The organism is Pseudomonas sp. GL_091 (assembly GCF_057837725.1).
This window is the reverse complement of the sequence record NZ_CM174451.1, coordinates 605,891-629,398: the sequence shown is the minus strand read 5'-3', so window position 1 is coordinate 629,398 and position 23,508 is coordinate 605,891. Positions and strand designations below refer to the sequence as shown.

Below are 23,508 nucleotides of genomic sequence, written 5' to 3'. Positions count from 1 at the left end.
GCGAACGAATGAAGATTTCCCGTCAAGCCTACGCCGACATGTTCGGTCCCACTGTCGGTGACAAGGTGCGCCTGGCCGATACCGAGTTGTGGGTCGAAGTGGAGCAGGACTTCACCACCTACGGCGAAGAAGTGAAATTCGGTGGCGGTAAAGTCATCCGTGACGGCCAGGGTCAGAGCCAATTACTGGCCGCCGAGGTGGTCGACACCCTGATCACCAACGCGCTGATCATCGACCACTGGGGCATCGTCAAGGCCGACGTCGGTCTCAAGGACGGGCGCATCGCGGCGATCGGCAAGGCCGGCAACCCGGACATCCAGCCCAACGTCAACATCGCCATTGGCGCCAGCACCGAAGTCATCGCCGGTGAGGGCATGATCCTCACCGCTGGCGGCATCGACACCCACATTCACTTCATCTGCCCGCAGCAGATCGAAGAGGCGTTGATGAGCGGCGTCACCACCATGATCGGCGGCGGCACCGGACCGGCTACCGGCACCAATGCGACTACATGCACCTCCGGGCCATGGCACCTGGCGCGCATGCTTCAGGCCGCCGACGCGTTTGCGATGAACATCGGCCTGACCGGCAAGGGTAACGCCAGCCTGCCCGAGCCATTGATCGAACAGGTCAAGGCCGGTGCCATCGGCCTCAAGTTGCATGAGGACTGGGGCACCACGCCGGCGAGTATCGACAACTGCCTGAGCGTCGCCGATCAGTTCGACGTGCAGGTTGCGATCCACACCGACACCCTCAACGAATCCGGTTTCGTCGAGACCACCCTCGCCGCCTTCAAGGGCCGCACCATTCACACCTATCACACCGAAGGTGCCGGTGGTGGTCACGCGCCGGACATCATCAAGGCCTGCGGTTTTGCCAACGTGCTGCCCAGCTCCACCAACCCGACCCGGCCGTTCACTCGCAACACCATCGACGAACACCTCGACATGCTGATGGTCTGCCATCACCTCGACCCGAGCATTGCCGAAGACGTAGCGTTCGCCGAAAGCCGCATCCGCCGCGAGACGATTGCCGCCGAAGACATCCTCCACGACCTCGGTGCGTTCTCGATGATCAGCTCAGACAGTCAGGCCATGGGGCGCGTCGGCGAAGTCATCACCCGCACCTGGCAGACTGCCGACAAGATGAAAAAACAACGCGGGCCGCTGCCCGGCGATGGTCAAGGCAACGACAACTTCCGCGCCAAACGCTACATCGCCAAGTACACCATCAACCCGGCGATCACCCACGGCATCAGCCATGAAGTAGGTTCGGTCGAAGTAGGGAAATGGGCAGACCTGGTGCTCTGGCGCCCGGCGTTTTTTGGCGTGAAGCCGACGCTGATTCTCAAGGGCGGCGCCATCGCGGCCAGCCTGATGGGCGACGCCAATGCATCGATCCCGACGCCACAACCGGTGCACTACCGCCCGATGTTCGCCAGCTTCGGCGGCTCGCTGCACGCCACCAGCTTGACCTTCATCAGCCAGGCCGCACAGGATGCAGGCTTGCCCGAAGCCCTGGGCTTGAAGAAAAAAATCGCCGTGGTCAAAGGCTGCCGTGACGTGCAGAAAACCGACCTGATTCACAACGACTACCTGCCGAACATCGACGTTGATTCGCAGACCTACCAGGTCAAGGCCGACGGTGTGTTGCTGTGGTGTGAGCCAGCGCAAACCTTGCCGATGGCCCAGCGTTACTTCCTGTTTTGAACCGGTAACCGCATGACAGACAAAGGCCTCACATGCAGCGTGTCGAGGCCTTGGTTTTTTCCGTGGTTACTGAGTGGATTCAATCCGCAGCCGCTCCAGCCTGGCCCGAATCATCGCTTCCTGTGTCAGTTTTTTCAGCAACTGCGTAATCTGCCGGTCGATGTCATCCAAGGCTTGAACATACTCCTCGTCAGTCATCAGTTTGCCATCGGCAAAGTCAGTTTCACTTTTGCCCAACTCGTTGCAAAGCCCCTTGATTTCCGCCTCTACCGCAGTCTTTTCCTCGGTGGTGAGCCGCGTACCTTCGGCCCTGCGCTGCAGCGCATCCTGCAAATCGATGGTGGCGTCGATCCGGCGTTTCAAGCCGTTCAACTCCTCGCGGTAAGTCGACTCCAGCCAGGTTTTCCAGAGCGGTTGCTCGAAGATCCGGTCGATCAGCAGGTCACCTTCCTCCAGCGCCTTGATCCGCTGGAACGCTGCCTCGATCATCTCTTTGCTGACCTCGGCTATGCTGCGAAACTGCATGCCCCGTGCCTGCCACGGCAAATCCAGGCGCTCCGCCAGATCGGTCATGTAGGCCAGGTGCACTTCCACTTCATCGATGGTGCCGGTCACTTCGCCATCGGCGTCGTAACGGCGAAACCGCTCTCCCTTTGCCAACCGCTCTGACACCCGGCGACGGGCAATGGCAGCGAGTTCATCGAGCCGGGACTTGCCCAGGGCCAGTTCCAGCAACTGTGTTTCGATCAGGTCCGCACGCTCCAGGGCGTAAGCTTCGTGGACCAACACCTGCACGCCCATGGCATTGAACAGTTGCGTAACGCCATCCACGCATTCGGTGGGTGTTGCGGCTTCGTTGAACAACTTGATGCGCAGCTCACTGTCACGGGCCATGGCTTCGAGCATGCGCCAGACCTTGGCCGTCAGTTCTATCTGATAGGTCCCACCGGCCTTGAAGTCAGCGGAATTTGTGAGTTTGTCGAGTTCATTGAAAAACGGCATTGAATTGAACTCATCCTCGACCGCGTCCCAGACTTCCTGCTTTTTCTGCCATTCTTGCTCGGACATACCCGTCCCCCATTCCGCGCTATCGATTACGCCACGGGGCGGATAAGGACGCTCCGGGTCCATGCCGACCGACTCGATGTAAGACTTGAGGATCTCGAGGTTCTCCGGCGAGATCCAGCGCGGGGACCGACTGATCACGGTGCGCGCCAATAGCTCTGCGCGAAATGAACCGGGCGCGACCTCGGGTATCCGGCTGATCGGATTATCGCTCAGATCAAGATAGATACTGCGCGGCCGCGGTTGCGAAAACAGCCCGACAGGCCAACTGTCCAGTCCCGTTTCGCCCAGTAACAGCACCTGCAAATGCGGCATTCGGCTGATGTTCGGAATGAGCTTCAGCGGGTTGCCGCGCATGCGCAGGAACATCATGCGCGTCAGATTCTTCAGGCGATCGACCGCCACTAAATCCAGTTCAATGTTATTGCCGTCAAGAAACAGGTGAGTGAGATGACTCATGTCCTTCACCGCCTGCGGAAGCGCCGTCAGCAGATTGTCTTGCAGATTGAGATAGCGCACCTCATGAAAAGAGTCGAGAAGTGACAGATGCCCGGAGCCCAACCGGCAATTGCGCAGGCTCAACTCGGAGACATGGTCGAAGTTGGCCTCAAGCTTCGGCAGGGTTTCCAGCAGTTGGCTCAGCTTGGGAATGTTGTCCAGTCTCAACGCCTGTGGCCGCACTACGCCGGAGGCCTCGATGCCCTCAGGCCCGGTGCGCTGCCAGCATTGCCTGAGCGCTTTGTAGATATTGTTCCGCGCATGCCACTGCGCCACGCCCGCCGGGGTAAAACGAGAGGACTGCGTCGGCGAGTTCATCCAGCGTTGCAGGGTGCGGTTCAACTGATTGAACTCGGTCTCGAGCACGGCCAGTCGTTCATGCACCGCACCTTCGCCCTGGCTGAACTGCGCCAGCAGCGTCTCGACCTCCTCCGAGGTAAAACCCGGATACAGTGCCTGAGCCCGACGCCGCAGCCCCATGCCATGCGGTACTTGCCGGGCATAGCCACGCATGCCGCCGCGCAGGCGCATGCCGGTCGGATCGTAGGTCGGCTTGTAATTCGGGTTGTCCCGCAGAATCGGCTCAAACACCTGACGGTCCAGGGGACGTGCCTTTATCGCTTGTTCCAGCCTCGCTGCCTCGTTGATGCCGAAACCCAGGGTTGTTCGCTGTGAATCCGGCAATGCATGCAGCACCGCGGCATACATATTGTCCGCGCCGTGCAGGTGCTGATCGCTGTCGTCGCGCGCTTGGTATTTGCCATCCTCATCCAGGATCAGCACTTTGCGGATCGGCGCGTCGACGGGGCCCAGACTGTCGGTCAACGCTCCCTCGAATGAATACTCACGAACCTCCAGACGCAAATCCGCCGGCCAGCCCGGCAGGGCCGTCAGGGAGTGCAGCTCCAGGCGCGCGCTGTCAGCGCTGTGCAAGGCATCGAGGTAAAGGCCTTCATAGGCCCGTGTCATCCGCAGTTGCTCGGCGGCCTTGCGGGCGTGCTCCGCCAGCCGCAAAGGCACGCGTTTTTTTTCGCTCAGGTGTTGCACGTCCGAGGGGTGTGCCTCACCCAGCAGTTCTTGCGCCTGGCTGATCGAGATCTCTGCAAAGTCCTCCTTGAGCAGATTCACCAAAGGATCGTCCGAACGGGTCCGACGACCGTACAGAAGGTCGAACAACTGCCGCTTGCGCCGGCCCACCTGTGCCGCCCATTGCTCGCGCAATGCTTGCGCACGCTTCTGCGCGTCACCGGATAACCATTCGGGGAGCAGTTCGCGAAGCGCCTGTTCGTCAAGGAACCCCACCACGCGCTCGGGCAGCGCCCCCGCCAGCAGGTCAGACCTGGTCATCTGCAACGTATTGGCCGGTGACGCCTGGGCATAGCCGCTCTTGATCGACGCCCCCGTCAGTCCCGGCCCCTGGAAGACTTCTATGGCCTTGTCGCCGGGCCAGCCGCCCATTTCGGTCATGGATCGCACGGCGTAATCAGCCCATTCCTCGCCGATCCGGTTGGTCAGAATCTGCTCTGCGCAGGCTTGCGCATCGGCATGGGACTTGAAGCGCTTGAGGGTATCGGCCAACAGAGCGGGAGGGGTCTGCTGTTCGACGTGAAGCCGGCGCAGCACATTTTCGTGCACGCCGCTGGCGGTCAGAATCTGCTCCAGGGTTTCATCGGAGAGTCCGTCCACCGAAGCGCCCAGACGCCTGAGTATTTGCCCCTTGTCCCATTCGAGCGGTTGGTCGAGCTCGGTCTTCCAACTGCCGGCACCGTTGTGCTCCACCAGCGGCTGATACGCATCGGCGCGAGTCGGGTGTTGAAGCCGATGCCGGCCAGTGTCCGGGTCTTGCCTGACTGCGTAGCATTTGTCATCGAGCCGCAGCAGGTCCTGATCCTGATGACGGTACAGCCCTGTGTCACTGGCCTTCGCCCCATCGGGCAACACGACCGGTTGTTCATAGGGAGCGAGGTCAGGGTTCCACAAACGCTCTTTGCCGCCGACCTCCACAGGTTTGAGGCCCTCGACAAACGGCGACACCTTGATCGGCGCGACACCGGTGCCGGGCAGCACATGTCCGGCGCCCATGAGTGCCAATTGCGCGAAGTTGATCAAGACCCCGTTGAAATAGGCAGAGGCTTGCTCCTTGTCACCCTTGCTCCAGTCCTCGACGGCTTCGGCCACCTCGGCGAGCATCTGCGCGACCATGATGCCGAGCATGGCTTCGCCCAGGCCGGGCACCAACATTGCGGCGAAATTGAACAGGTTCCAGCCAATTGACAGGTAACTGGTCAGGCGTTTGAAGCGTGCATTGGCATCTTCATCGCCGGTTGGTACAGCGATGAGCCTGGCATCGGCGATGGCCTTGTCGCGGCGCTGCAGAAACAGCGTCACCCACAAATCACCCGCCACCTGGTTGGTGATGGGCTCTGCATCGGGGTTTTCAATCGCGGTTTCACGCCACCACGGGCCCATGTCGAGCGGCTCGCGCTCGTGCCAGGTGAAGGTCGTGAGACGCTCGTTGACCCGGGCGAAAAACAGCCCTTTGTCCTTCTGCGCCACGAAGCGGCTGAAAAAGGCCTGGTAATCGGCATTTCTCAACTGACCGATCAGCGTTTTCATGAACGCGGTCAGCGACGGATACTCCTTGAGGGGATGCTCCGGATCATCCGGGACATAGGCGAGCAACGGACCGGTCAATCGGCTCTGTTGATAAATATCCTCGCGACGCAACAGCTCATCGCTCAGCCCCTGCGGTCCATTGGCAAAGAAGGCTTGCAGCAGTTTGAATCGATCATATTCCTGGCCTGGCAGTACAGGGATACGACGCGACCAGTCTATCCAGAATCTCAACAGGGCCGGCGTCAACGCTTCAACTTCGCGCTTTACTTGCGATGGCTCAATGACTGCACTGAACAACACGATGCCAGTCATTCGAAAGCCCATCAGCGACAACCGATGACTCTGCAAAGGCTGGTCGTACAGCGTGATATCTGCCCGGCCCTCACGCACCTGGCCCAATTTTCCGTAGGCATGATCACTGATATCACCCTTCAATCGGGCAATCAGCGCGGCCACATGAAAGGCCGCCTTTTCACTGACCACCGAATCCCGTTGCAAGGTTCGCTGTGCCTGTGGGGTTTCGGACAACAGGACGGACTTGATGTGTCGCTGGTATTGCTCGCCGATGTCCAGGCTTCGGCACAAGGCTGCAAACGCTGGGAGGGTGATGGCCGGCTCAAGGTTGAGACTGCCCCGACTGTCCTTGCGGTAAATACCGGAGCTGCTGCGCAACGCGCCAGGTGCCGTTTCGTCTTCTTCGAAATTGTGCAGCGCTGCTTCCAGTAACGTGGATCGGCGGACGCGACTGGCCCCGGTATCGATGCCGAAAATGATCGTACTCGGCACCTCGAGCTGTACGGTGAGCCCGTTGACGTTCTCGACCGTGTTGAATTTCGACTGCAAAGCCGTTTTGAGCAACGGTTCGGCGAAGGCATTGATGTCATGTTGCAAGTCGCCCAGGGTCTGGTCCAGTACGCCTTGCAAACGCCAGCGCTCATCCATCAACTGCTTGAGGTATTGACGGTCGATTTCCCGCGCGCCGCTATACCACTCGGGCATTTGCGGCTCGAGCGCCAACAGGGACTTCAACCTCGCCGCCGGCGCGTTTTTTATGGCGCCGGGGATCACGTCGCTTGCACGACGGTAATGTATCCCGTGACTATCGATGGACACTCCGTCCGGTATTTTCTGTGAGTTGCTTCCATGCAAATCAGACACTTTTGAATCACCTTGATGACAGGAAAAGAACCACCAGCTTATTCACCTGCATCTGAAACAAAAGTCCAAATAGCTGCTTGGCCGGCCCCCTGAAAAGGCTCCGTGGGATCGAAAATCAGGGAGCCAAAAACATATATCTACCGCCATCGACATGTCCGCCTGTGCCTCGGCATGAGCGGTCGTTTTTTTTCCGGCAAAGGGACTACTATCAGGGGACGATCGAGGTCAGTTCCCGTGAGATTGATGGCACGACGTTTACCGTGGTGTTGCCGAGGAAGCTTTAAGCGCTTTTGTGGCGAGGGGGCTTGCCCCCGTTCGAGCGCGCAGCGGTCGCAGAATCGGTGAAAGCGGTGTGTCAGACGATTACGGTGATTGGCTTTTGGGGCTGCTTCGCAGCCCAGCGGGACGGTGCGGCGATCCGACAAGCTCCCTCACCACAGGTTGGGTGCCACTCTTTGAGTTACTCCACCACCAACCGCCCCAATCGCTGCTTGAGCATGCGGTTCTCGGCCCGCAGTTGCTGGACTTCTTCGAGCAGGTCCAGCGCCAGGGCGACGCCTTCCCATTCCAGGTCAAGGTCGCGCCGCAGCTTGGCGGCGCGCTTGGCCAGGGTCAGTTCGTAGTCGTTGAAAACCCAGTCCTTGGGCTGAGCACCCTGAGGTTCGAGGATGCCGTGTTCGACGATTTCGATCACGTAGACGTCCGACAGCTCGGCCGCCTCACAGAATTCTGCCATGTCCAGTTGAACGATCAGGGGACTGCTCATAGTCAGTGACTCCTTGGTTCTAAGGGATCAAAAATGCTCTCGCGGGTCGAATGCGGCTTTTTTCGCCAGCTCCTGCCACAGGGCCTTGATGTCATCGTCGGATTTCTTCGGCATCACGGCCTTCAGTTGCACGAACAGGTAACCGCGCTCACCGGCCTTGTTCATCAGGCCGTGGCCCTTGGCCCGCATGCGCTGGCCGTTCTGGCTGCCGGCCGGGACCTTGAGGTTGATCTTGCCGGTCAGGGTCGGCACGGCGACTTCGGCGCCCAGCGCCAGCTCCCACGGTGCCAGTGGCAAGGTGATGATCAGGTTCTCGCCTTCGACGTCGAATTTCGGGTGCGGTGCAAAACGGATCGTCAGGTACAGGTCGCCATTGGCCCCGCCACCCACACCCGGAGCGCCCTGCCCCTTGAGGCGAATGCGCTCGCCGTCGCTCACACCGGCCGGAATCTTCACGTTCAGGCTTTTGCTGGTGTTGCTCACGTGCTGGCCGGCCGCGTTGTACTGCGGTACCTGGAAGGTGACCTTCTTCGATTCGGTCGACAGTGTTTCTTCGAGAAAAACCCCAAGTTCCATTTCCACGTCTTGCCCTCGACGTCCGGTACTGCGACGCGATTGTCCACCATCACCACCAAAACCCGGCCCACGGTTGCCGAAGATCGAACTGAAGAAGTCCGAGAAATCGCCCGTGTCCTGGCCACCGCCACCGAAACCGCCACGGCTTTGCCAGCCCGGTGGCCCCTGGAACGGTTGGCCGTGCTGGCCATAGCGGCGCAAATCATCGTATTCGGCGCGCTTGTCGGCGCTTTTCAGCGCTTCATAAGCTTCCGAGGCGTCCTTGAACTTCGCCTCGGCATCCTTTTCCTTGCTGACGTCGGGGTGGTATTTGCGCGCCAGCTTGCGATAGGCGGCCTTGATCGCCTTATCGTCTGCGGTCGGCTCCACACCGAGAATCTTGTAATAGTCTTTGAAGTCCATCGCGGGAATCACCATCCGTTATCAAATCGCGCCACGGGCCACAGCATGCGCTTGTTTGCAGCCATTGGTTTGACCGATCTCAAATTTGTGACCGGGCGGCGCGGCAGAAGTTTATCGGCAGCCGGCGGGGCTTCTTGCAAGCACTCCCGCGGCTGTCCGGTTGATGCAGGGTAGTTTGGGGGTGATGGTTCGTCTTTCAAGGATCATCAGGCGAGATTTAGCAGATAACCGGCCTTCGAATCTGGCGCGCACTGGCATACACTGCGCGGCCGTTTTTTAACCGGAACCTGAAAGACATGAACAACGCATCTCCAGCCCGTGCCTTGGGTATCGACTTTGGCACGTCCAACTCCACCGTCGGCTGGCTGCGCCCCGGCGTGGAAACGCTGATCGCGCTGGAGGACGACAAGATCACCCTGCCGTCAGTGGTCTTCTTCAATATCGAAGAACGCCGCCCGGTGTACGGCCGGCTGGCGCTGCACGAGTACCTGGAAGGCTACGAAGGCCGCCTGATGCGCTCGCTCAAGAGCCTGCTGGGTTCCAAGCTGATCAAGCACGACACCAGCGTCCTGGGTACGGCGATGCCGTTCAAGGACCTGCTCGGGTTGTTCATCGGCCAGCTCAAGAGCCGTGCCGAAGCCGCCGCCGGTCGGGAATTCGAAGAAGTGGTGCTGGGTCGTCCGGTGTTTTTTGTCGATGATGACCCGATGGCCGACAAAGAAGCCGAAGACACCCTGGTAGACGTGGCGCGCAAGATCGGCTTCAAGGAAGTCTCGTTCCAGTACGAGCCGATTGCCGCTGCGTTCGACTACGAGTCGACCATCGAGAAAGAAGAGCTGGTGTTGATCGTCGACATCGGCGGTGGTACCTCCGACTTCTCGCTGGTGCGCCTGTCGCCGGAGCGTCGGGGTGTGGATAACCGCCACGAGGACATCCTCGCCACTGGCGGTGTGCACATCGGCGGAACCGACTTCGACAAACAGCTCAGCCTGCAAGGCCTGATGCCGCTGTTCGGCTACGGCAGCCGCATGAAGAGCGGCGCCTACATGCCGACCAGTCACCACATGAACCTGGCGACCTGGCACACCATCAACTCGGTGTACTCGCAAAAGTCGCAACTGGCCCTGGGCAGCATGCGCTACGACATCGAAGACACCGGCGGCATCGACCGCCTGTTCAAGCTGATCGAACAGCGCGCCGGGCACTGGTTGGCCATGGAAGTGGAAGAAACCAAGATCCAGCTGACCCACGCCGAGAGCCGCCACGTGCCGCTGGACCGCATTGAAGCGGGCCTGAACGTGGACCTGAGCCGTGCACTGTTCGAGTCGGCCATCGACAGCCTGCTGGAGCGGGTGCGCAACAGCGTCACCCAATTGCTGGCGGACGCCGATGTGCGGGTCGATCAGGTCGATACGGTGTTTTTCACCGGTGGTTCGAGCGGAATTCCGGCGCTGCGCAACAGTGTTTCGGCGATGTTGCCGAATGCACGGCATGTGGAAGGGAATATTTTTGGCAGTATCGGTAGCGGTCTGGCGATCGAGGCTGCAAAACGCTACGGCTCGATGGACTGATCACAATCTCTGTGGCGAGGGAGCTTGCTCCCGTAGGACTGCGCAGCAGTCCCCTGCTTTTTAGGGATAAGGGGGCCGCTACGCGCCCCAGCGGGAGCAAGCTCCCTCGCCACAATTAGATCAACAGCTAGATCCGAAGCGGATCAAACCATCCCCACCTGCTTCAATTCACTCTTCAGATACGCGTAGTAAATCGGCCCCGCCACCACCCCAGGCAGGCCAAACGCGGCCTCGAACACCAGCATCGCCAGCAGCAACTCCCACGACTTGGCACTGATCTGCCCGCCGACGATGCGCGCGTTGAGAAAGTATTCGAGCTTGTGGATAAAGATCAGGTAACCCAGCGCCGCCACAGCGACCCAGATCGACAACGACAAACCGACGATGGTGATCAGGGTGTTCGACATCAGGTTGCCGATCACCGGCAACAGGCCGAGCAGGAACGTCAGCACGATCAGGGTTTTGGTCAACGGCAGCTTGATGCCGAACAGCGGCAGCACCACCGCCAGGAAAATCCCGGTGAAGAAGGTGTTGAGCAGGGAAATCTTGATCTGGGCGAACACAATGTTGCGAAACGCCTGGACCAACAGGTGCAGGCGATCGAACAGCGCCGCCGCCAGCGGTTTGCGCTTGGTCAGATCCGGCACGCGCTGCAAGGCGATGATCGCGCCGAGCACCATGCCGATCAGCAGCGTCACGAACATGTGCGCCGCATCCTTGCCCACCAGTTGCAAATCACTGAGGTGCTTGCTCACCCACTCGCCAATCGCTACACGGAACTCCGCGGCACTGGCCGGCAGGTAAGCGTCGATGAACGGTGGCAGTTGTCCGCGCGCACGGTCGACCACGCCCATGAATTTATCGAGCGAAGCGCCGGGGTTCTCTGCTTCGTGCAGCAGGAAGCTGATGGCACCGGCGAAGATCAGCGTCAGCACACTGACGATCAACGTCCCCAGCAAGGCCACGGCGAGCCAGCGCGCGCGCCGGCCTTCGATCAGCCGTTGCAGTTGCGGGGTGAGCATGTTGACCAGCTCGAAGACCAGCAATCCGGCCAGCAGACTGGGTAACAGACGCAACGGCAACACCAGCAACAAACCGCCAAAGATAATGACCCAGCTAATGACCAGCAAAACTTGACGCTGAGAAAACGTTGGCATACAGCCTCAAAAACGAACGGCGTAAAAAGGATTGGCAGTCTGCCAGCGATCCGGTGCGAGCACTAGGGATTGTGTGGGGCGACCTGTAGGAGCTGGCTTGCCAGCGATGGGCTCACCACGGTGTCCTGATACTCCGCGTCATCTTCATCGCCGGCAAGCCAGCTCCTACAAGTGCACATTATTTTTTCTTCAGGCAATCACTCATGAACGCCTTGCGCTCGTCACCCTTGAGAGCTTTGGTGGCGGCGTCGGCGTTGCAGGTCTTCATCTTCTCTTGCTGTGGGGTCAAGGCCTTACCGGCATCGTTTACCGCCGGAGTAGCCTTCAGGCAGGTGCTCATGAATGCTTTGCGCTCGTCGCCCTTGAGGCTTTTAGCCGTAGCGTCGGCATTGCAGGTGGTCATCTTCTCTTGCTGGGCCGTGTTGGCGGCAAAGCCCTGGGAGCACAGCAGCAAACCGATCATCAATAAAGGGACACGCATCATCTTCATGGAGTTTTCTCCTGGTCGCCACACCGAGGGGCGCGGCCTTGTACTGGAGTGTAGACAACCCCTGTTACACCTTCCTGCTCTCCAGGTGGCTGCGGCGATACTGTTCTGGCGTACACCCGGCCTGGCGCTGGAACATCGCGATAAACGCCGAGCCGGTGCTGTAGCCCATGTCGAAGGCGATTTCCTGAATGCTGCGCTGGCTATCCAACGCTTCGATCGCCGCCAGAAAACGCAGGCGCTGGCGCCACTCACCGAAACTCATGCCCAGTTCCCGCACGAACTGCCGCGCCAGGGTGCGCTCGCTGACATGGATGCGTGCGGCCCATTCCGACAGGGGTCGGCTATCCCCAGGCTCGGCCTGCAATGCTTCGAGAATTCCGAGCAACCCGGGGCTGCTGGCATAGGGCAGGTAGCACTCGTGCACCGGGGCCTGTTGCAACTGGTCCACCAATACCTGGGCCAGACGCTGGTCGGCGGCCTGCTCGGGGATTTTCACGTCCCGCGCGGCGAAGTCCTTGAGGATTGCTTTGAGGATGTCGCTGATGGCCAGGGTGCAGGCTCGTGGCGGCAGATCGGCACATACCTTGGGTGCCAGGCACACGGCGCGGTAGTTGACCGGTTGGTGGCTGTAGAAACTGTGCTCGATCTGCGGCGGCACCCATACCGCGTATTGCGGCGGCGACATGAAGCGGCTGCCCTCGACGTCCATGTGCAACACGCCGTGGGCGGCGTATTCCAGCGTCCCCCAGGGATGTCGATGGGGCGCGGCATATTCATGGGCGTCGAAATCGGCGTAGCGGAAGTACACCGCCGACGGCAGTTCGCTGAAATCCAGCAGGTCGATATGTTTGCTGCTCATGCTGTCCGTCATCAGGGGCCGGTTGTCTGGATCGAAGTATAGGCTTGCATCCAGACAAGCGGATAATTGCCCTTCATTAACGTTCTGGTTTTTCCCGATGCAATACGCTTATCCCCTGCTGGCCATTTTTATTTGGGCCGGCAATACCGTGATCACCAAAATGTCGGCCGGGGCGATCTTCCCCGCCGAGATCGGTTTCTACCGCTGGCTGCTGGCCGGATTGCTGTTCACGCCCTTCATGCTCAAACCGGCGCTCGCCCATTGGCCGCAGATCCGTCCGAAGCTGGGCAAGATCTTTGTCCTCGGTGTTCTCGGCATGGCGGTCTATCAAAGCCTGGCGTACTTCGCCGCGAGCCTGACCTCGGCCACCAACATGGGCATCATCCTGTCGCTGATGCCATTGATGTCGCTCGCCATGGCGATCGTCAGCCTCGGCCAGCGCCTGACCATGGGGGCCTTGGCCGGTGCAGTGCTGTCATTCGCCGGTGTCCTGGTGGTGGTGTCGTCCGGCAGCCTTGGCGCATTGCTCGAACACGGGGTCAACCTGGGTGACGCGATGATGCTGATCGCCACCCTGGCCTACGCGGTCTACAGCACCCTGTTGAAAAAATGGCAGCTGAAACTGCCGCCGCTGGTGCTCCTGTACCTGCAGGTGCTGGTGGCCGTGGTGGTGCTGTTCCCGCTGTTCCTCGCCTCACCGAAAGTCGGCCCGACCCTGCAGAACATTCCACTGGTGCTGTACGCCTGCCTGCTGGCTTCGATGGTCGCGCCGCTGGCGTGGATGCAGGCGGTGGTGCGTTTGGGGCCGAGTCGGACCACGCAGTTTTTCAATTTGCTGCCGCTGATCACCGCATTGATTGCGGCGGTGGTGCTGCATGAGCAACTGGCGCTGTATCACCTGGTGGGTGGGGTGTTGACCTTGGGTGGGGTGATTGTTTCAGAACGTTGGACGACGGTGTTGGGTCGCACCTAGCTTTTTGTGGCGAGGAAGCTTGTCGGATCGCCGCACCGTCCCGTTGGGCTGCGCAGCGGCCCCTATTCATTCACCCAAGACTCAATGATCGATTTGCGACCGCTACGCGGTCGAACGGGAGCAAGCTCCCTCGCCACAGGGCGGTCTAGACGCCTGCCACCGCCAGCCGCGCCGCATGCTCGACAAACAAGCGGATCGGCTCGGCGCCCTTGCCCACCAGCCCCAGCGACTGGTTGACGATATCGAAGTGATCCAGCGGATACTCATCGCCAATCACCATGCCCAGATGCGAGCTGTAGCGCCCGACCATGCCGTCGCAATACCCGGCTTCGCGGACGAAAGTTTTAGCGAACAGCCGGCAACTGCGGTTGGTGCCGTCCAGCAGATTACGCCCTCGATCCGTTATGCCCGGTTGCAAGGTGCCGGACCAGGAGTAATAGCGCACACCGTTGACCTCCTCCGGCCCGTGACCGCCCCAGGTGTCGGGCAGCCCCTGTGGATAACGCTGGTTGAACAGCGCCACACCAGCGCTGGTGAGGGAGTGATGGGACGCATGGATATCCACCGGCAATTTCGGCCCGCGATAACCGGTATCCAGCCACCCCATCAGCGCGCCGACCATCCGCAGCAAAAAACACAGCAGACGACCACGGAGGCTGTCATGGGGATAATGCTCGTGCAGGTAATCGGCGAGCTCCGAACCGTGATTCGGCCCCGCCACCGAGGTCACCGATGCCACCAGGTCCGGGCGTTTGGCCGCTGCATAACGGGCGGTCAGCGAACCCTGGCTATGGCCGATCAGGTTGACCCTGGCGGCCCCGGTCTCCCGCAGGATTTCTTCGATGCGTGCCAGCAGTTGCTCGCCGCGCACTTCGTTCGAATTAAGCGGCGAGACCTGCACGGCGAACACCACCGCACCGCCACGGCGCAACGCCTCGACGATCCCGTACCAGTACGGATAAAGCACCAACCGGATGAACCCGAGCATTCCCGGGACCAACACCAGCGGGTAGCGCGGGGCAGAACCTTGCGACATGGGCGGACATCCTTGTGGTCGGGCGGTGACGCAAGGCGCTATGCAAGACATCCGCCAAGCATCACCAGCGAAGATGACAACTCGACGACAAGTCTATGTCATCCGCCCTACTTCAACCCGACCACGCCCGCCACTATCAGGCCGACCGAGACCAGCTTGATCACGCTCAGGCTTTCACCCAGCAGCGCGAAACCGAGAAACACCGTGCCCAGCGAACCGATGGCGGTCCAGATCGGGTACGCGATGCTCACCGGCAACTCGCGCATGGCCAGGGTCAGGAAGTAGATCCCGCCCACAGCGGCCACCACGGTGATCAGTGAAGGCCAGGGCCGGGTGAAGCCCTCGGCGTACTTCATGCCCATGGCGAAGGTGACTTCGAACCCGGCGGCGACCAGCAGAAACAGCCAGGCCATCTAGAACTCCCCGGCCAGCGCCAACAAGCGCTGCTCAGCCTCGGCGGCAGAGATCTCAAAGCTGCGCTCGGCGGACTCTTCGCCCTCGGCAGCCACCACGGTGACATCCGTGATGCCGATGAATCCGAGCACCGTGCGCAGTAGCGTGTCGGCATGGTTCATGGCTTCCAGTTCGCCGCCCGGGCCAAAACCGAAGCCGCCACGGCTGGTGATGATCAGGGCTTTTTTGCCCTGCACCAAGGGTTGGTACTGGGCCACGCCATTGTCCAGGGTGTGATCGAAGGTCACCCCGACGCGCACGATCTGATCGATCCAGGCCTTGAGGCCGCTGGGTAGGCTGAAGTTGTGCATCGGCGTGGAAATCAGCAACACATCATGGCCAAGCAGTTCGCCGACCAGTTCGTCGCTGAACGCCAGATCGGCCTGCATCGCCAGCGGCCGAGCGGCGGGCACGGGGTAAAACGCGGCGGCCACGAATGCCTCGTTGACCGGCGGTATCAGCGCTCGCCCGACTTCGCGCCGGGTCAACTGTGAGTGTGGATGACGGGCCTGCCAGGCCGACAGAAACACTTCGGCCAAACGACGGGAGTGCGAACGGTCACCACGGGGGCTGGCGTGAACAGCAAGAATTCTACTCATCTGTCTCTCCTCAGGGCTAAAATCAAAAGGCTTGTGGCTTGCAGCTTGAAGCTCACAACTGCTCTCATTCAAATGAGCAGAAATCAGTCTGGATGAATCCATTTCATCCATGGAGTATTCAATGTTTGCCTCGTTGCCGTTGACCGCCCTGCGCGCCTTTGAATCCGCCTCACGCCTGTTGAGCTTCAAGGCTGCCGCCGAAGAACTGTCCGTCACCCCGACGGCGGTGTCCCATCAGATCCGCTCCCTGGAGAGTTGGCTTGGCGTGCCATTGTTCGAGCGCCTGCCACGCCAGGTGCGCCTGACCGAATGCGGCCAACGGCTGTTCCAGAGCCTGCACGGGGCTTTCCTCGAAGTGGCGCAAAGTGTCGATACACTGCGCCCGCAACGCAGCGGAGCCAACCTGACGGTCTCCACCACCGCTGCCTTCGCCGCGCTGTGGCTGGTACCGCGCCTGGGACGTTTCTACGCTCGGCACCCGAACATCAACGTGCGCCTCGATACCCACTGCGAAGTCATCGATCTGCATCAGGACGCCAGTGTCGATCTGGTGCTGCGCTACAGCCTCGATGATTACCCCAACCTGTACGGCCAGTGCCTGTTCGACGAATCCTTCGGCGTCTACGGTTCGCCCGAACAAGTGGCCCTGGCATCGAGTCGCACCCCCACACTGATCAGCGTGCGTTGGCACAACTCCAAACTCTATGCCCACGGCTGGGAGGCTTGGTGTGCTCGCTCCGGCGAAACCTGGCTGAGTGGCCGGCCCGCCGTGCGCGAATACGACGAAGAGCATTACGCCCTGCAAGCGGCGATTGCCGGGCAAGGTCTGGTGTTGGCAAGCAATATTCTGGTGTCGGAAAGCGTGGCCAGTGGTCTGTTGTTGCCGTATCGGGGGGAAATCCAGGTCGATGGCGCCGGCTACAGCGCACTGTGCGTGCCGGGACGCGAACGTCATCCACCGGTTCGGGCGTTTTTTGCATGGCTGCGTGAAGAGGCATTGTTGTCCGGGCATACTTTGGCATAAGCAACCAAATGCAGTGCCTGCAAAACCGCCATCGCGAGCAGGCTCGCTCCCACACTAGTCCTGCATGCACAGATCCCCTGTGGGAGCGAGCCTGCTCCGGGCGGCGCTCCGACGATGGGGCCCTTATAGACGCCCGATTATTTGGCTGGCTTGACGGTGACAGGCGCCTTGCCCGCTTTCATCTGCTCCAGCAACGGCGCGCACTGGTTCGTCTCGCCGCCGCTTGGCGCCACCAGCGCCAGCAACCCGGCCGCCGGTGCGGCGATCACGCCCAGCGCCACCATCCCGGCCCCGCGCAACATCAACGGCACGGCCTTGACCCCGGCATCGGGCTTGATGAACTTGCCGCGCACATACAGCGGCGAGCGTAATGAAATCAGGCGCCAGCCCTTGGATTCCGGGGTGATGATCAGGTCCAGTTGTTCGGTCGCCATGTTCGCCGTGCCATCGATGTAAACAATGGCGTTCTCGGTGTCGAACACAAACAAGCGGGTACTCGCCAGGCCGGACTGGATGCCGAAGTCGGCGGCGGCGCAGTTGATCTTCACTTCCTTGTCGCCAAAGATCTTGCCAACCACGTAGTTGCCGACGTTCAGGCCTGCCAGTTCCATCAATTCGCGACTGATGGCGCCATCGTTGATCAGCATTTTCAGATTGCCATTGGCGCTGCCCAGCAGTTTGGCCACCGAATTGCCGCGCCCGCTGAGATCAGCGTCGCCATTGAGTTCGCCGAAACTGGTTTTCATCGGTTCAAAACCGGGGAACAACTGCTTGAGCTTGAAGCCTCGCGCCGTGAGTCTGGCCTGGCCTTCCAGTGGATCGGCGTGGCCGTTCAGGCGAATCTGCGCATCCAGCTTGCCGCCGGCCACACCAAAGCGCAGCGGCTCGAGGCTGAGCACGCCATCGGTGAGCACCAGATGGGTATAGAGGTCGTTGAATGGCAGTTTTTCGCTGTGCACGATGCGCTTGCCGGTGAACTCGACATCGGCGTCCATATCGCGCCAGCGATCGGTCTTGAACTCTTCGACCGGCAGCACTTTGTCCGCCGGTTGTTTGCTGTCACCGCCACGGGCCTTCTGTTCGGCATTGGAGTCGGCACCAATCAGCGGTGCCAGGTCAGCGAACAGCAATTGATTGGACAACAGCGAGCCGCTGAGTTTTGGCCGTGGCTGGCTGGCCACATAAGTCAGATTGCCATGGATGTCGCTTTCGCCGATCTTGCCGTTGAATTCTTCATAGCGGAACACCGCGCCACCCGCCTCGTGCAACTTGGCGACCAGGTGGCCGTCGGTGGCATAGGGTGGTGTGTCCGGCAGGATCACGCCGGTCAGCGGGTAGAGATTGCCCAGGCTGGTGCCGGCCAATTTCAGGCGCAGGTCCAGGGCGCCGAGATTCAGAGGATCGGTCAGGGTGCCGGCCAGTTCGACGCTGGAATCGGCGATCTTCACTTGTGCCTGAAGCGGAAACGGCCGTGCCGCGTCCTGCAGCGCCAACAGCCCGCCAATCTTGCCCTGGCCTGCGAGCTTCTGGCCGTGGTACTCGCCGTTGACCTTGAGGGCGAACGCATAATCCTGGGGGGAAGAGCCCTTTTCCTGCGCGGCTTTCGCCGCTTTGTCGCCGACGATATCGCTGAACGGAACCGGTTTGCCCAAAGGATCGATCAGCACGTCGAGTTGAGTCTTCAGGTTCTGGTCGTCGAGGGTGACGTGCCCCTTGTCGAAGCCGATCGCACCGATATCCACCACCCAGCTCGAAGGCTCGGCGTTCGGGTCCTTTGGGTCGAATTTGAAGGTCCAGTTGGCGCGCCCGTCAGCCAGGCGTTGCAGTTGGGCATTCGGCTCGGTGAGATCGATACGCGGGATCACCACCCGCTGCGCCAGCAATGCCAGGGGTGAAATACGCAGTTCCACCCGCTTGAGGGTGACCATCTGCGGTTGTTTCGACCAGTCGGGATTGCCCAGGCTCAAGTCTTCGGCCACCACGTGGGGCCACGGCAGCCAGGCGCGCCAGCCGCTTTCATCGGGCTCGGGCTGCCAGACCACCGACAGATTGCCGTTGATGGCGAAAGCGCGGTGCAGCTCTTCGGAAACTTTGGCGTTGAGCGGCGGTTTGATCCGGTTCCAGTCGAAGAACACGATGATCAGCACCAGCACCATCAACAAGGTAAGAAAAGTGGAAAGGGTCCAGACAAACGTTTTTTGAGTGCGCGTCATTGCACAGGGCTCCTGATACGACTGAGCGCCCCGACTGCGACGCACATGTGAAACGGTGAGCCGCAAGCGACCCGCCATGAAATCTACGACTGATAAAAAACCGGCAGGTTTAATCGATAGACCGATTTCGCCGAATCCGTCCAGTCCAATACTGACCAGCCAGTCGAGCGGCGTTACCGGACCTGCACTTTTGCACGTCAAAGGTGGGTCGAAAATACCCACTTCGGTGCAAGAATGCTCGCCGGAAACGCCCGGCCTAGAGCCTCCACAGCAAACAATCAATTCTGTTGATTATTACCATTGCGTTTATGAACTTTCATATCGACTTATCGAGAGTAGCATTGCTCTCGTACCCACTTATTCGCACCCCCAAGGAGCAAAATAATCATGAAACGCCAACTACTGCTCAGCCTTACACTCTCGATGCTGGCCAGCACTGCTTTTGCCCTGCCAGCGGCTGACCAGGCTACTCCACAAGTGAAACAAAACCACTCGGTGTTCAGCCAGACCGTCGCCGAAGGTGGTAATGATCGCCTGAAAGAAAAAGGCCTGATCACTCAGGATGGCTCGGACCGCACCCCACAAGGCCAGACCCTCGCCGCAGATGGTTCGGATCGTACTCCACAAGGCCAAACCCTGGCTGCTGATGGCTCCGACCGTACTCCACAAGGCCAAACCCTGGCTGCTGATGGCTCCGACCGTACTCCACAAGGTCAAACCCTGGCTGCTGATGGTTCCGACCGTACTCCACAAGGCCAAACCCTCGCTGCCGACGGTTCGGATCGCACTCCACAAGGTCAAACCCTTGCTGAAGGCGGTGGTGACCGTGTAATCGAACGCAACAGCGCCGTGAGCTAAGCCCCATGGCTGCCGTGAAAAAAAGCCCAATCCCCGGATTGGGCTTTTGACTTTTCAGCGATCCGCTTGATAGATGCCGCACTTCCCCGCTTGATCCCCCCACAGTCGTTCGACGCCGGCAAAGCCGATTTGCTAGAGTGCGCCGCGTCCCTGTCCAGAAAACGCCCTTGCGATGCTGCCCCGCGCCGAACAGAAACAACAAACCCGCAACGCCCTGATGGATGCTGCCCGACGCCTGATGGATGGCGGCCGAGGATTCGGCAGCCTGAGCCTGCGCGAAGTCGCGAAAACCGCCGGGATCGTACCGACCGGTTTCTACCGCCATTTTGCCGACATGGATGAATTGGGCCTGGTGCTGGTCAGCGAAGTCGGCCAGACATTCCGCGAAACCATTCGCCTGGTACGGCACAACGAATTCGTGATGGGCGGCATCATTGATGCCTCGGTGCGCATTTTTCTCGATGTGGTCAGCGCCAACCGTTCACAATTCCTGTTTCTCGCCCGCGAGCAATACGGCGGTTCGCTGCCGGTGCGCCAGGCCATCGGCCGTTTGCGTGAAGACATCAGCTCGGACCTGGCGGCGGATTTGTCACTGATGCCGAAACTGCAGCATCTGGACATCGCCGACCTGAGCGTCATGGCGGACCTGATCGTCAAAAGCGTGTTCGCCACCCTGCCGGACATCATTGATCCGCCAGCCGACACCTTGCCTGAGCACCTGACGCCCCAGGCGAAAATCACCCAGCAACTGCGGTTTATCTTTATCGGCCTCAAGCATTGGCAAGGGCTTGGCAGCACCGAGTAATGCCCTCGTTTCAGACTGCCCCCAAACCCTGTGGGAGCGAGCCTGCTCGCTCCCACACTGAACCGTGCCGCTTCAACTTGGTGCAAAAATCAAAAATAACGCACCAACTTCAACCAAAAAACTCACTCCATCGACACCCGTCCCACGCCTCCGTCAGTCATTTCCTACGCATCACCTCGATTGGCAAGCCCCTTGCTCTAGCCTGAGCATTGTCCATTGCTGGAAGCCTTCCGATGCTGGTGATTCATCGCAGAATCGACCCTCAACCCGTTTGGGTCGCCGAACTGCACCTGACGTTCGAAGCCCGCAGCAAAAGCCGATTGCGCTGTTTCAGTGCCGAAGGCGAAGACGTCGGGTTGTTTTTGGAGCGCGGCCAGCCGCCATTGCATGATGGCGAATGCCTGCAAGCCGAAGACGGGCGAATCGTGCGGGTCTGCGCACGCCCCGAACAATTGCTGCACGTCACCTGCGCCAATGCTTTCGAACTGACCCGCGCGGCCTATCACCTGGGCAACCGCCATGTCGCCCTGCAAGTCGGCGACGGCTGGTTGCGCCTGCTCGACGATTACGTGCTCAAGGCCATGCTCGAACAACTCGGTGCCGTTGCCGTGAATATCGAGGCGCCATTCCAGCCGGAACATGGCGCCTACGGCGGTGGCCATCACCACTCGCGCCACGGTGATGAAGACTTCAACTACGCGCCGAAACTGCACCAGTTCGGCGTACGCCCATGAACCCGGCCTGGGCGCTGTTGCGTCTGGCCAGCCCGCAACTGCCGATTGGCGGCTACAGCTACTCCCAAGGGCTGGAAATGGCTGTGGATAACGGCCGGGTTCACGATCCCGACAGCGCCCGGCGCTGGATCAGCGATCAGTTGCTTTTGAATCTGGCTCGCTTCGAAGCGCCGTTGTTGCTCGCCCATTGCGTGGCCGCCAGCAATGAAAACTGGGACGAATTGCTGCAAAGCTGCGAAGAGCATCGCGCCAGCCGCGAAACCCGCGAGTTGCATCAGGAGAGCCGGCAGATGGGCTACTCGTTGCAGCAATTGCTCAATGGCTTGCCGGAACTCGACGCGCCGGCCCGCGCCTTCCTCGAACAACGCAGCGAGCCACATCTGGCCCTGGGTTGGGCCTTGGCCGCGCGCGCCTGGCAGATCAGCCCCCAGGACGCCCTGGCCGCGTGGCTCTGGAGCTGGCTGGAAAACCAGTTGGCGGTGCTGATGAAGACCCTGCCACTCGGTCAGCAAGCCGCCCAGCGCCTGACCAGCGAACTGTTGCCGCTGCTCCAACAAGCTCAACAGAACGCCACCCGAATCGATCCCGATCACTACGGCAGCGCCGCTTTCGGCCTGTCCCTGGCGTGTATGGCCCACGAGCGCCAGTACAGCCGTCTGTTCCGTTCCTAGGGCCTGTTATTTTGGAGAATCACATGAACACACAACCCCTGCGTGTCGGCATCGGCGGCCCGGTCGGCTCCGGCAAAACCGCCTTGACCCTGGCCCTGTGCCTGGCCCTGCGCGAGCGCTACAACCTGGCCGTCGTGACCAACGACATCTACACCCGCGAAGACGCCGATTTTCTGGTGCGCAATGAAGCCCTGGCGCCGGAACGCATCATCGGCGTGGAAACCGGTGGCTGCCCGCACACGGCCATCCGCGAAGACGCCTCGATCAACCTCGAAGCCGTGGATCAACTCAATCGCCGTTTTCCGGGGCTGGACCTGATTCTCGTGGAGTCCGGGGGCGACAACCTCTCCGCGACCTTCAGCCCGGAACTGTCGGACCTGACGATCTACGTGATCGACGTCTCGGCCGGCGACAAGCTGCCGCGCAAGGGCGGGCCGGGGATCTGCAAATCCGACCTGCTGGTGATCAACAAGATCGACCTCGCGCCGCTGGTCGGAGCCTCGCTGGAGATGATGAACAGCGACACCCAGCGCATGCGCAACGGCAAGCCGTTCGTGTTCAGCAATCAGAAAACCGGCCAGGGTCTGGAAGCGATCATCGCCTTCATCGAGCGCCAGGGCTTGCTGACCGCGGCCTGATCACGACTTATCAACAAGGAAGCTTATCCATGACACTCAAACGCATTCTCGGCGCCCTGGCCCTGCTGCTGACCCCGGCCCTGGCCTTCGCCCACCCGGGGCACGGCGACAACGGCTTGATCGCCGGCATCAGCCATCCGCTTGGCGGTCTCGATCACTTGCTGGCGATGCTGGCGGTCGGTTTGTGGGCGGCACAGCAGCAAGGCGCTGCGCGTTGGGCGTTGCCGTGCGCCTTTGTCGGCACCATGTTGATTGGCGGGCTGTTGGGTTTTGAAGGATTGAACCTGCCGGCACTGGAGAGCGGGATTGCTGCGTCGGTACTCGCATTGGGCCTGGCAGTGGCGTTGGCGGTGCGCCCACCGCTGAGCATGGCGGTTGGTGCGACTGCGTTGTTTGCGCTGCTCCATGGCGTTGCGCATGGTCTTGAGTTGCCGGACATGTCGAGCCCCTGGACCTATGCCGCAGGCTTTGTCGCAGCGACGGCGGTGTTGCACGCGGCGGGTTATGCGCTGGTGCGGGTGTTGCCGCAGGCGGCAGCGCCATTGGTGCGATTGGCGGGTGCGGCTTCGGCGGCGACCGGGGTGTGGTTGCTGGCGGGCTGATTTTTTGTTGCCTGCTCGCGATGACGGCCTGACAG

The 23,508-nt window shown here is 60.6% G+C and carries 20 protein-coding genes; 10 read left to right on the top strand and 10 right to left on the bottom strand.

The window, feature by feature from the left end:
• Positions 1–8: 8 nt before the first annotated feature.
• Positions 9–1,709 (top strand): urease subunit alpha, encoded by a 1,701-nt coding sequence (gene ureC / locus AC3ITY_RS02795; RefSeq protein WP_489307508.1) that lies wholly within the window; start codon positions 9–11, stop codon positions 1,707–1,709.
• 66 nt (positions 1,710–1,775) lie between these two features.
• On the opposite strand, the gene AC3ITY_RS02790 is transcribed toward ureC, so the two are convergent.
• The 3 genes from AC3ITY_RS02790 to AC3ITY_RS02780 all read right to left on the bottom strand — a co-directional run bounded on the left by AC3ITY_RS02790 (position 1,776) and on the right by AC3ITY_RS02780 (position 8,790).
• Entirely contained in the window at positions 1,776–7,046 is a 5,271-nt protein-coding gene (locus AC3ITY_RS02790; protein ID WP_489307507.1) for a dermonecrotic toxin domain-containing protein, read from the bottom strand.
• A 460-nt stretch (positions 7,047–7,506) separates the two neighbouring features.
• A complete protein-coding gene (locus tag AC3ITY_RS02785) occupies positions 7,507–7,812 on the bottom strand; it encodes a chaperone modulator CbpM (protein WP_223461628.1) in 306 nt (101 codons plus the stop codon).
• Between the two features lie 27 nt (positions 7,813–7,839).
• Positions 7,840–8,790 carry a DnaJ C-terminal domain-containing protein gene (locus tag AC3ITY_RS02780; protein ID WP_489307505.1) on the bottom strand — a complete coding sequence of 317 codons (951 nt, stop codon included), beginning with the start codon at positions 8,788–8,790 and terminating at the stop codon, positions 7,840–7,842.
• Between the two features lie 296 nt (positions 8,791–9,086).
• On the opposite strand from AC3ITY_RS02780, the gene AC3ITY_RS02775 reads away from it, so the two are divergent.
• Complete coding sequence (locus AC3ITY_RS02775) at positions 9,087–10,361, top strand: Hsp70 family protein (protein WP_489307504.1); 1,275 nt, start codon at positions 9,087–9,089, stop codon at positions 10,359–10,361.
• Positions 10,362–10,504: 143 nt separating this feature from the next.
• Here AC3ITY_RS02775 and AC3ITY_RS02770 read toward each other — a convergent pair whose 3' ends face one another.
• From AC3ITY_RS02770 to AC3ITY_RS02760, 3 genes are all read right to left on the bottom strand, one after another.
• Positions 10,505–11,518 carry an AI-2E family transporter gene (locus AC3ITY_RS02770; protein WP_489307503.1) on the bottom strand — a complete coding sequence of 338 codons (1,014 nt, stop codon included), beginning with the start codon at positions 11,516–11,518 and terminating at the stop codon, positions 10,505–10,507.
• 178 nt (positions 11,519–11,696) lie between these two features.
• Entirely contained in the window at positions 11,697–12,008 is a 312-nt protein-coding gene (locus AC3ITY_RS02765; protein ID WP_489307501.1) for a PsiF family protein, read from the bottom strand.
• A 64-nt stretch (positions 12,009–12,072) separates the two neighbouring features.
• Positions 12,073–12,867 (bottom strand): AraC family transcriptional regulator, encoded by a 795-nt coding sequence (locus AC3ITY_RS02760; protein WP_489307500.1) that lies wholly within the window; start codon positions 12,865–12,867, stop codon positions 12,073–12,075.
• 97 nt (positions 12,868–12,964) lie between these two features.
• Between AC3ITY_RS02760 and AC3ITY_RS02755 the strand changes: the two genes are divergently transcribed.
• Positions 12,965–13,840 carry a DMT family transporter gene (locus AC3ITY_RS02755; protein WP_489307498.1) on the top strand — a complete coding sequence of 292 codons (876 nt, stop codon included), beginning with the start codon at positions 12,965–12,967 and terminating at the stop codon, positions 13,838–13,840.
• Between the two features lie 145 nt (positions 13,841–13,985).
• On the opposite strand, the gene AC3ITY_RS02750 is transcribed toward AC3ITY_RS02755, so the two are convergent.
• From AC3ITY_RS02750 to AC3ITY_RS02740, 3 genes are all read right to left on the bottom strand, one after another.
• Positions 13,986–14,876 (bottom strand): alpha/beta fold hydrolase, encoded by an 891-nt coding sequence (locus AC3ITY_RS02750; RefSeq protein WP_489307497.1) that lies wholly within the window; start codon positions 14,874–14,876, stop codon positions 13,986–13,988.
• A gap of 107 nt (positions 14,877–14,983) precedes the next feature.
• Positions 14,984–15,289: a DMT family transporter gene (locus AC3ITY_RS02745; protein ID WP_223461612.1), complete on the bottom strand. Its 306-nt coding sequence runs from the start codon at positions 15,287–15,289 to the stop codon at positions 14,984–14,986.
• Complete coding sequence (locus tag AC3ITY_RS02740) at positions 15,290–15,928, bottom strand: FMN-dependent NADH-azoreductase (RefSeq protein ID WP_489307496.1); 639 nt, start codon at positions 15,926–15,928, stop codon at positions 15,290–15,292.
• A gap of 109 nt (positions 15,929–16,037) precedes the next feature.
• On the opposite strand from AC3ITY_RS02740, the gene AC3ITY_RS02735 reads away from it, so the two are divergent.
• Positions 16,038–16,952, top strand: coding sequence for a LysR substrate-binding domain-containing protein (locus AC3ITY_RS02735; protein WP_489307495.1), 915 nt, complete (start codon positions 16,038–16,040; stop codon positions 16,950–16,952).
• Positions 16,953–17,089: 137 nt separating this feature from the next.
• On the opposite strand, the gene AC3ITY_RS02730 is transcribed toward AC3ITY_RS02735, so the two are convergent.
• Positions 17,090–19,165, bottom strand: coding sequence for an AsmA family protein (locus AC3ITY_RS02730; protein ID WP_489307494.1), 2,076 nt, complete (start codon positions 19,163–19,165; stop codon positions 17,090–17,092).
• 387 nt (positions 19,166–19,552) lie between these two features.
• Here AC3ITY_RS02730 and AC3ITY_RS02725 point away from each other — a divergent pair, with 387 nt between their 5' ends.
• The 6 genes from AC3ITY_RS02725 (at position 19,553) to AC3ITY_RS02700 (ending at position 23,473) form a co-directional block, all read left to right on the top strand.
• Complete coding sequence (locus AC3ITY_RS02725) at positions 19,553–20,023, top strand: hypothetical protein (RefSeq protein WP_489307493.1); 471 nt, start codon at positions 19,553–19,555, stop codon at positions 20,021–20,023.
• A 172-nt stretch (positions 20,024–20,195) separates the two neighbouring features.
• Entirely contained in the window at positions 20,196–20,828 is a 633-nt protein-coding gene (locus tag AC3ITY_RS02720) for a TetR family transcriptional regulator (RefSeq protein WP_489307492.1), read from the top strand.
• Between the two features lie 233 nt (positions 20,829–21,061).
• A complete protein-coding gene (gene ureE / locus AC3ITY_RS02715) occupies positions 21,062–21,562 on the top strand; it encodes an urease accessory protein UreE (protein ID WP_489307490.1) in 501 nt (166 codons plus the stop codon).
• Positions 21,559–22,233 carry an urease accessory protein UreF gene (locus AC3ITY_RS02710; RefSeq protein ID WP_489307489.1) on the top strand — a complete coding sequence of 225 codons (675 nt, stop codon included), beginning with the start codon at positions 21,559–21,561 and terminating at the stop codon, positions 22,231–22,233. The genes ureE and AC3ITY_RS02710 overlap by 4 nt, the downstream gene beginning before the upstream one ends.
• 23 nt (positions 22,234–22,256) lie before the next feature.
• The gene (gene ureG / locus AC3ITY_RS02705) at positions 22,257–22,871 is read left to right on the top strand and encodes an urease accessory protein UreG (RefSeq protein WP_349747183.1); all 615 of its coding nucleotides are present in this window, start codon (positions 22,257–22,259) and stop codon (positions 22,869–22,871) included.
• 29 nt (positions 22,872–22,900) lie between these two features.
• Positions 22,901–23,473, top strand: coding sequence for a HupE/UreJ family protein (locus tag AC3ITY_RS02700; protein WP_489307486.1), 573 nt, complete (start codon positions 22,901–22,903; stop codon positions 23,471–23,473).
• Positions 23,474–23,508 lie beyond the last annotated feature (35 nt).

Bases quoted from the DNA above. Each gene is read 5' to 3' on its own strand.
- ureC (WP_489307508.1), top strand. From the start codon at position 9: ATGAAGATTTCCCGTCAAGCCTACGCCGACATGTTCGGTCCCACTGTC.
- AC3ITY_RS02785 (WP_223461628.1), bottom strand. From the start codon at position 7,812: ATGAGCAGTCCCCTGATCGTTCAACTGGACATGGCAGAATTCTGTGAG.
- AC3ITY_RS02780 (WP_489307505.1), bottom strand. From the start codon at position 8,790: ATGGACTTCAAAGACTATTACAAGATTCTCGGTGTGGAGCCGACCGCA.
- AC3ITY_RS02775 (WP_489307504.1), top strand. From the start codon at position 9,087: ATGAACAACGCATCTCCAGCCCGTGCCTTGGGTATCGACTTTGGCACG.
- AC3ITY_RS02770 (WP_489307503.1), bottom strand. From the start codon at position 11,518: ATGCCAACGTTTTCTCAGCGTCAAGTTTTGCTGGTCATTAGCTGGGTC.
- AC3ITY_RS02765 (WP_489307501.1), bottom strand. From the start codon at position 12,008: ATGAAGATGATGCGTGTCCCTTTATTGATGATCGGTTTGCTGCTGTGC.
- AC3ITY_RS02760 (WP_489307500.1), bottom strand. From the start codon at position 12,867: ATGAGCAGCAAACATATCGACCTGCTGGATTTCAGCGAACTGCCGTCG.
- AC3ITY_RS02755 (WP_489307498.1), top strand. From the start codon at position 12,965: ATGCAATACGCTTATCCCCTGCTGGCCATTTTTATTTGGGCCGGCAAT.
- AC3ITY_RS02750 (WP_489307497.1), bottom strand. From the start codon at position 14,876: ATGTCGCAAGGTTCTGCCCCGCGCTACCCGCTGGTGTTGGTCCCGGGA.
- AC3ITY_RS02745 (WP_223461612.1), bottom strand. From the start codon at position 15,289: ATGGCCTGGCTGTTTCTGCTGGTCGCCGCCGGGTTCGAAGTCACCTTC.
- AC3ITY_RS02740 (WP_489307496.1), bottom strand. From the start codon at position 15,928: ATGAGTAGAATTCTTGCTGTTCACGCCAGCCCCCGTGGTGACCGTTCG.
- AC3ITY_RS02735 (WP_489307495.1), top strand. From the start codon at position 16,038: ATGGAGTATTCAATGTTTGCCTCGTTGCCGTTGACCGCCCTGCGCGCC.
- AC3ITY_RS02730 (WP_489307494.1), bottom strand. From the start codon at position 19,165: ATGACGCGCACTCAAAAAACGTTTGTCTGGACCCTTTCCACTTTTCTT.
- AC3ITY_RS02725 (WP_489307493.1), top strand. From the start codon at position 19,553: ATGAAACGCCAACTACTGCTCAGCCTTACACTCTCGATGCTGGCCAGC.
- AC3ITY_RS02720 (WP_489307492.1), top strand. From the start codon at position 20,196: ATGCTGCCCCGCGCCGAACAGAAACAACAAACCCGCAACGCCCTGATG.
- ureE (WP_489307490.1), top strand. From the start codon at position 21,062: ATGCTGGTGATTCATCGCAGAATCGACCCTCAACCCGTTTGGGTCGCC.
- AC3ITY_RS02710 (WP_489307489.1), top strand. From the start codon at position 21,559: ATGAACCCGGCCTGGGCGCTGTTGCGTCTGGCCAGCCCGCAACTGCCG.
- ureG (WP_349747183.1), top strand. From the start codon at position 22,257: ATGAACACACAACCCCTGCGTGTCGGCATCGGCGGCCCGGTCGGCTCC.
- AC3ITY_RS02700 (WP_489307486.1), top strand. From the start codon at position 22,901: ATGACACTCAAACGCATTCTCGGCGCCCTGGCCCTGCTGCTGACCCCG.